Consider the following 6,035-nt stretch of genomic DNA (forward strand, 5'->3'; position numbering starts at 1 on the left):
TGGGTCTGGTCACCCGCTCGGCCGATGGGGATGAGAGCATGATGCCGTTTCGCTCGCTCGACGATCTGCTATCCGCCATCAAACCCATCCTGCGCGAAGGAGCCCGGAGTTCCGAACCGGTCTGGTTTTCGATCCAGCCCATAGACCTCGCGACAATCGATGCCGATGCCGCCTGAGGGGCTGGTGCGGCCAGCCGGGTTGCGATGCTGACCCCCTCCGCTCTGACACTGAGCGATCTGCGTCTGCGCGCGGCCGCAACCTCGCTCACGACCCAGGGCTCGCTGACGGCGGTGCTGGCGACGCTCGGCTTTGTGCAGGCCGATCCCATCCGTGCCCCGGCGCGGGCCCAGGATCTCATCCTCCGACAGCGTGTGCCGGGCTATCGCGCCGGGCAGCTCGAGCGGCGTTTCCCGCGGCTCGGCCTCGAGGAGGATTTCCTTTACGCTTATGGTTTCATGCCGCAGGAGACAGCGCGGCTCCTGCATCCCCGCCCCGATCCCGCGCAGCCGGACCGGCCGCATGCGCCGACCGGGCTGGCGGCCGAAATCCTGGCCGTCGTCCGCGATCGGGGCGAGATCCATCCGCGCGAACTTGAGGAGGCCTTCGGTCGGGGGCGTGCCGTCAATGCCTGGGGCGGCTTTTCCAAGGAAACGACGCAGCATCTGCAGGTGCTGCACTTCCATGGGCACCTTCGTGTGTCGCGTCGGCAGGATGGCATTCGTATTTATGCCCCCGCCGGGCCGGTCAATGAGGCGGTTGCGGTGGCGGAACGCGCCCGTCGTCTTCTTCTTTTGGTGCTGGGTCTGCTGGCGCCGATCTCGCGCGTTTCCCTCGGGCAGGTGTTCAACCTGCTGCGCCGGGGCGCGCCCGGGCTCGGGCCCTGGGCACCGGTGCTTGACCGGATGATTGCCGCGGGCGAGGTCGCATGGGACGATGTCGATGGTGAGCGGTATCTCTGGCCCGCCGGTTCTGCCACGGTGGCGGCGCCGCCGCGCGGTCTGCGCTTCCTGGCCCCCTTCGACCCCGTGGTGTGGGACCGGCGGCGGCTCGCCCATCTCTGGGCCTGGGACTATCGCTTCGAGGCTTATACACCGCCGCCGCTCCGTCGCTTCGGCTATTACGCGATGCCCATGCTGTGGCGCGACCGGATGATCGGCTGGGTCAATCTGAGCCGCGCGAGCGGCCGGCTCGATGTGGAGCGTGGTTTCGCGGGGCCGGAACCGCGCGGCCAGGACTTCACCCGCGCCTTCGATGCGGAGGTCGCGCGGTTCGAAGCCTTTCTGGGCCCTGCCTGAGCGACCCCGTCTGACCCGCGTTAACGCTTTGGCGGATCAAACCTTATGGGGGCTGGTTTTGCGGTTTTAGCGGTTGCACAAAGATGGCGATCGTCCGCCAGACCGGAGCCAGGAACGTGCCGCCCCTTTCCGACAGTCCCATCCAATACCATCCGTCTCATGTCACCGCCGCGGCCAGCCGTATCCTTGCGGCCTATCTGGCCCACAACAAGGTGTCGGCTGTCGAGGCCGCGCGTCTCGCCGTCCGCGTCGAGTCGCTGCTGGCTGAACTCGTTTCGGGAAATGCCCCGGCCGCGGCGCCGCAGCCGGCTGAGCTTGAGGCCGCGCCGCGCCGCGCCCGCCGCGCGGCGCCCGCTAAATCCCCGCGTTCCGCCCGTCCGCGCCGCGCCGGTTCCGAGCGCGCCGAAGCGCAGGCGGCGTTCGATCTCGTTGACGGGGCCGAGACCGTTACCGAGACGCCCGCAGGCATCGCTGAAGTCGCGACCGCCGAGCCGCTGCCCGCCCCTGCCGAGCAAATACCGCCGGCGCCGGTTGAGGAGGTGCGGGAGGAGATCGATCTTCTGACCGGCGGCCCCCTGCCGCCTGCGACCGAGCCTGAATACCACGCAATGCCGCAGGCGCCCGTGCCGGTTCCGGCCGAGTCGTCCGGCGCTCCCACCAAAAAGCGCAAGCGGCCGCCGCGCCCGGCCTCTCAACGCCGGGCCGCACGCGTGGCGGCGATCGAACAGCTGCTGGTCGAGGGCGAAGAGCCGCCCGAGGGCGAGGGCTGAGGCCAGCGCCTCCGCAAAGCCTAGATCATACGAATTGCCCGCGCAGGAAGCCGAGCGCGGGCAACGGCCGCCAGGCTTTCGGCAGCTCCGACCGCTTCATCTGCACCACCGAATAGTTTGGGGGCGGCTGGCGGCTGGAGCGCAGGAAGCCCGCGTAGGCCCGCACCTGCGCCTCCCGCCAGGCGCGATCGGCAAGGGCGGCATCGCGGTTCGCGAAGATCTCGGCGATGCGGCGCGTGCGCCCGACCGAGGCGACGACCGCCCAGAACCGGTCTTCCCGAACGCTGGAGAGGCTAACGACACCATCCATGGGGGAAGATTGGCGTGCCATGGCCCCTATCGCAAGCGCGGAAAAGGCTCCGGCCAATCAATCCAGGCTGAGCAGCTTTTCCCGGAGCAGGGCGAAGAGACGGGCCGTGTCGAGACCGGTGATCACATGGGCATTGGGCGCGCGGCCAGCACGGTGGCGCTCGGCGACGGCCGCGATACTCTGCCCGCGCGCGAGCGGCGACGTGGTCTCGACCTCGACCCAGGCATCGACTCCCTGGAACAGGCTGGGGTCGATGAAATGGGCGATAACACAAGGGTCGTGCAGGCAGGGGTCGCCATGGCCATAGGCGCGCAGCATGGCAATCGCTGCCCGGGTGATGGGCCCGCCCGCGGCCTCGACATCCGCCATCCAGTCCGGCGTGATCAGCGCCTGGGCGGTCACGTCCAGGCCGAACATGGTCAGCGTCACGCCCGCCGTCAGCATCACCTGGGCGGCATGCGGGTCGATCATGAAATTGAATTCGGCGGCGGGCGTGGAATTGCCCGGCCGGAAGGCAGCGCCACCCATGAAGACGATTTCGGGGATCAGCGGTGCGATGTCCGGCGCCTTGATCAGCGCCATGGCGACATTGGTCATCGGCCCGATCGGGCAGAGAGTGATCTCGCCCGGGTTCTCCCGGACGAGCCGGATGATGGCGTCCACGGCGTGTTCGGCCTCGGCGCGGCCGGTGGGCGCGGGCAGGCCGATATCCCCCAGCCCGTCCCCGCCATGCACCGATTTCTTGCGCTCGATCGGCGCCATGATCGGGCGCGGACAGCCGGCATGGACCGGGATCTCCGTGCGCCCGGCGAGGTCGAGGATGCGCAGCGCATTCGCCGTCGTCTGCGGCAGCATGACATTGCCGATGACGGTGGTGATCGCCTCGACCTTCACCGCCTCAGGGGCGGCGAAGGCGAGCAGCATGGCCAGGGCGTCGTCCACGCCGGGGTCGCAGTCAAGAATGATCCGGCGCGGAGCCATAGACGTCAGCCTCAGTTCAGATAGTCATTGGTGTAGTAGTCGGAAGCGGGCAGCACCTTGTCGATCTGCTTGGTATCGGCGAGGGCCTTGGCGATGCCGTTCCACTGCGCATCGGACTGGGTCATGTAGCCGTCCTTGCCCTTGAGCAGGCCGATCGTCTCTTTCCAGCCGACCGCGTTGTAATCCTTGGAGCCGGAAGCGGGGTAGAGTTTGATCAGGTCGGCGACCGCCTCGTCGGGATGGGCGGAGGCCCATTCCATGCCCTTTTTGGTGGCGGCGAGCCATGCCTTCACGGCCTCCGGATGGGCCTCGCCATAGGCCTTCATGACCGTGAAATCCCAGACGGGGATGTCAGGCACGCCGGCTGCCGGGCCGATGAGCTGAGCGGGATTCTTCTTCAGCTGCGGCACCACGTCGGCCAGCGCGTAGTTCGCGCAATTGGTGGCGTAGTCGATTTTGCCCGTGAGCATCATCGGGATGTCGTCATCCGTCGCGATGATCTGCTGCACGTCGCTCTCCGACACCCCGGCCTTCTTCAGCACGTAGGGCATCATCGCCTTGGTCCAGCTGTCGGTATAGACGCCGATCTTCTTGCCCTTGAGGGTCGAGAGATCGATCGTCGCGCCCGGCGGCGCGAACAGGCCCCAGTTATTCGACTGGGAATAGAAGGCGATGGAGGTGATGGGGATGCCCTGGGCCGCGGCGAAGACGACGTCCGTTACCGGATCGAAACCGATGTCGCCCTGGCCCGCTGCCAGCATCCGCACCGTCGTGGAGTTGTTCGGCGGGAAGAGCGTCGATACCTCGAGGCCGGCCGCCTTGTAGAAACCCTCGGCCTGGGCGACGGCCGTGGGGATCAGTTCGAAATCGGGCGTCACCCAGTCATAGACCAGGCGGATCTTGGTGACATCGGCGGCGTGGGCGCGGGGCGCCAAGGGGCCAAGGCCGAGCATCAGGGCGCCGGCGGCGGCGGTGCTGGCGGCCAGCCGTGCGAGAATACGGAGAGGCTTCATCTCAGACCTTTGTGCTGGGGGAATGGGGGGAAGGGACCTTGCCGCCGAACCAGGAGGGGGCGGTCATGCGCGTGCGCCAGGGTGTGGCGAAATGCTCGACGATGACGACGAGGATGAAGGAGCCGATGCCGATGGCGGTGAGCAGCAGCATGGCGCCGTAGACGCCGGCCGTGTTCATCTGGGCGTTCGCCGTCAGCAGGTAGGTGCCGAGGCCGATGTGGGAGGAGGCGGTCCATTCGCCGATGACCGCGCCCGTTACGGCATAGCAGGCGCCGATCTTGAGGCCGGAGAAGAGCGGCCCAATGCAGGCTGGCAGCCGCACGATCATGAAGGTGCGCAGCCGCGTGCCGCCGAGGAGGCGTGCGAGGTTGACCTGATCTTGGTCGACGCTCGCGAGCCCGTCGAGCACGTTCACGACGACCGGAAAGAAGACGATCCAGGCGACGATGATGAGTTTCGGGGTGAGGCCGAAGCCGAAGATGATGACGAGCGGCGCCGCGATCGCCACGATCGGCACCGCCTGGGAGGTGATCAGGGCAGGGTAGAGAAGGCGATGGACGATGGGGATCTGCGCCATGATGACGGCCAGCACCACGCCGAGCACGGCGCCCACGATATAGCCGTAGAAGGTCTCGCCCAGCGTTTGCTGGGTGAGCTGCTTCATCATCGTCATATTATGCAGGATCACGTCGATCGCCGCGGACGGGGTCGGGATGACGTAGGGTGGCAGTCCGGTGATGACGAGGAGCAGTTTCCAGGCCACGAAGATCAGCGCGATGGCGACAATCCAGAGGCCGACATGGCGGCCGTATTCACGCAGGGCCGAGGGCTCGTTGCTCATGCCGGCACCGTCATCGCGCCGGGCACGCCGTGCAGGGTCGCCTGACTGTAGAGCATTTCCATGATCCGGCGCTTGATCTCCACGAATGTCTCCGAAGTCAGGCAGTCCATCGCGCGCGGGCGCGGAATGGTGACGTCGATGATCCAGCCGATGCGGCCGGGGCGGGGCAGCATGACCACGACGCGGTCGGCGAGGAAGATCGCCTCGTCCACGTCATGGGTCACGAACATCACCGTCCGCTTCATTTCCTTCCAGATTTCCAGCAGCCATTGCTGCATGCCGATGCGGGTCTGACTGTCGAGCGCGCCGAACGGTTCGTCGAGCAGCATGACCTCGCGGCCGGCGGCGATGGTGCGCATCAGCGCCACGCGCTGGCGCATGCCGCCGGAAAGCGCGCGCGGATAGTGGCGGAGGAACTCGCCAAGGCCGTAATGGCGCGCGAGCTCGGCGGCGCGCTCGCGGTCGGCGCGGGTGGCGCCGCGCGTCAGTGACGCGCCGAGGGTGATGTTGCCGAGGACGGTGCGCCAAGGCAGCAGCAGATCTTTCTGAAGCATGTAGCCGACCTGGCCGGGCCTCGCCGCTATGTCCTGGCCGTCAAGCAGGATTTCCCCCGATGTCGGCCGCAGCAGTCCGGAGACGGCGTTGAAGAGCGTGCTCTTGCCGCATCCGGAGGCGCCGAGGATGCAGACGAATTCACCGTTCCCGATATCAAGGGAAACCTGATTCAGCGCCTGGAACGAGCCGAAATTGTGATCGAGACTGCGGATCGACAGTTTGACGTGGGGTTCAATCGCCAAAGCTTATTCTTTCGTCAGTGTTCGGGTG

General features: G+C 67.0%; 7 protein-coding genes. 2 read left to right on the forward strand and 5 right to left on the reverse strand.

The genetic code is table 11. The annotated features are described in order from the left end of the window. Positions 1-203: 203 nt before the first annotated feature. Together VL752_RS10800 and VL752_RS10805 are read left to right on the forward strand one after the other, a co-directional pair. Positions 204-1,295, forward strand: a complete 1,092-nt coding sequence (locus VL752_RS10800; protein WP_325355006.1) for a DNA glycosylase AlkZ-like family protein — start codon at positions 204-206, stop codon at positions 1,293-1,295. Between the two features lie 116 nt (positions 1,296-1,411). Further along, positions 1,412-2,065: a hypothetical protein gene (locus VL752_RS10805; protein WP_325355008.1), complete on the forward strand. Its 654-nt coding sequence runs from the start codon at positions 1,412-1,414 to the stop codon at positions 2,063-2,065. A 25-nt stretch (positions 2,066-2,090) separates the two neighbouring features. Here VL752_RS10805 and VL752_RS10810 read toward each other — a convergent pair whose 3' ends face one another. Genes VL752_RS10810 through VL752_RS10830 form a run of 5 tightly spaced genes read right to left on the reverse strand, consistent with a single transcriptional unit; the run spans position 2,091 to position 6,007 of the window. After that, a complete protein-coding gene (locus tag VL752_RS10810; RefSeq protein WP_325355010.1) occupies positions 2,091-2,396 on the reverse strand; it encodes a hypothetical protein in 306 nt (101 codons plus the stop codon). Between the two features lie 36 nt (positions 2,397-2,432). Next, complete coding sequence (locus VL752_RS10815) at positions 2,433-3,356, reverse strand: nucleoside hydrolase (protein WP_325355012.1); 924 nt, start codon at positions 3,354-3,356, stop codon at positions 2,433-2,435. An 11-nt stretch (positions 3,357-3,367) separates the two neighbouring features. Continuing rightward, on the reverse strand, positions 3,368-4,369 hold the full coding sequence (locus tag VL752_RS10820) for an ABC transporter substrate-binding protein (protein ID WP_325355014.1): 1,002 nt from the start codon (positions 4,367-4,369) through the stop codon (positions 3,368-3,370). Position 4,370: 1 nt separating this feature from the next. Then, the gene (locus tag VL752_RS10825; RefSeq protein ID WP_325355016.1) at positions 4,371-5,210 is read right to left on the reverse strand and encodes an ABC transporter permease; all 840 of its coding nucleotides are present in this window, start codon (positions 5,208-5,210) and stop codon (positions 4,371-4,373) included. Further along, positions 5,207-6,007, reverse strand: a complete 801-nt coding sequence (locus VL752_RS10830; protein ID WP_325355018.1) for an ABC transporter ATP-binding protein — start codon at positions 6,005-6,007, stop codon at positions 5,207-5,209. The genes VL752_RS10825 and VL752_RS10830 overlap by 4 nt, the downstream gene beginning before the upstream one ends. Positions 6,008-6,035: the final 28 nt, after the last annotated feature.

Source organism: Acidisoma sp., assembly GCF_035492295.1.
Classification (GTDB): Bacteria; Pseudomonadota; Alphaproteobacteria; order Acetobacterales; family Acetobacteraceae; genus Acidisoma.

What these genes read in the sequence shown, in the direction of transcription:
- VL752_RS10800 (WP_325355006.1), top strand. Translation starts at nt 204, where the DNA reads ATGCTGACCCCCTCCGCTCTGACACTGAGCGATCTGCGTCTGCGCGCG.
- VL752_RS10810 (WP_325355010.1), bottom strand. Translation starts at nt 2,396, where the DNA reads ATGGCACGCCAATCTTCCCCCATGGATGGTGTCGTTAGCCTCTCCAGC.
- VL752_RS10815 (WP_325355012.1), bottom strand. Translation starts at nt 3,356, where the DNA reads ATGGCTCCGCGCCGGATCATTCTTGACTGCGACCCCGGCGTGGACGAC.
- VL752_RS10820 (WP_325355014.1), bottom strand. Translation starts at nt 4,369, where the DNA reads ATGAAGCCTCTCCGTATTCTCGCACGGCTGGCCGCCAGCACCGCCGCC.
- VL752_RS10825 (WP_325355016.1), bottom strand. Translation starts at nt 5,210, where the DNA reads ATGAGCAACGAGCCCTCGGCCCTGCGTGAATACGGCCGCCATGTCGGC.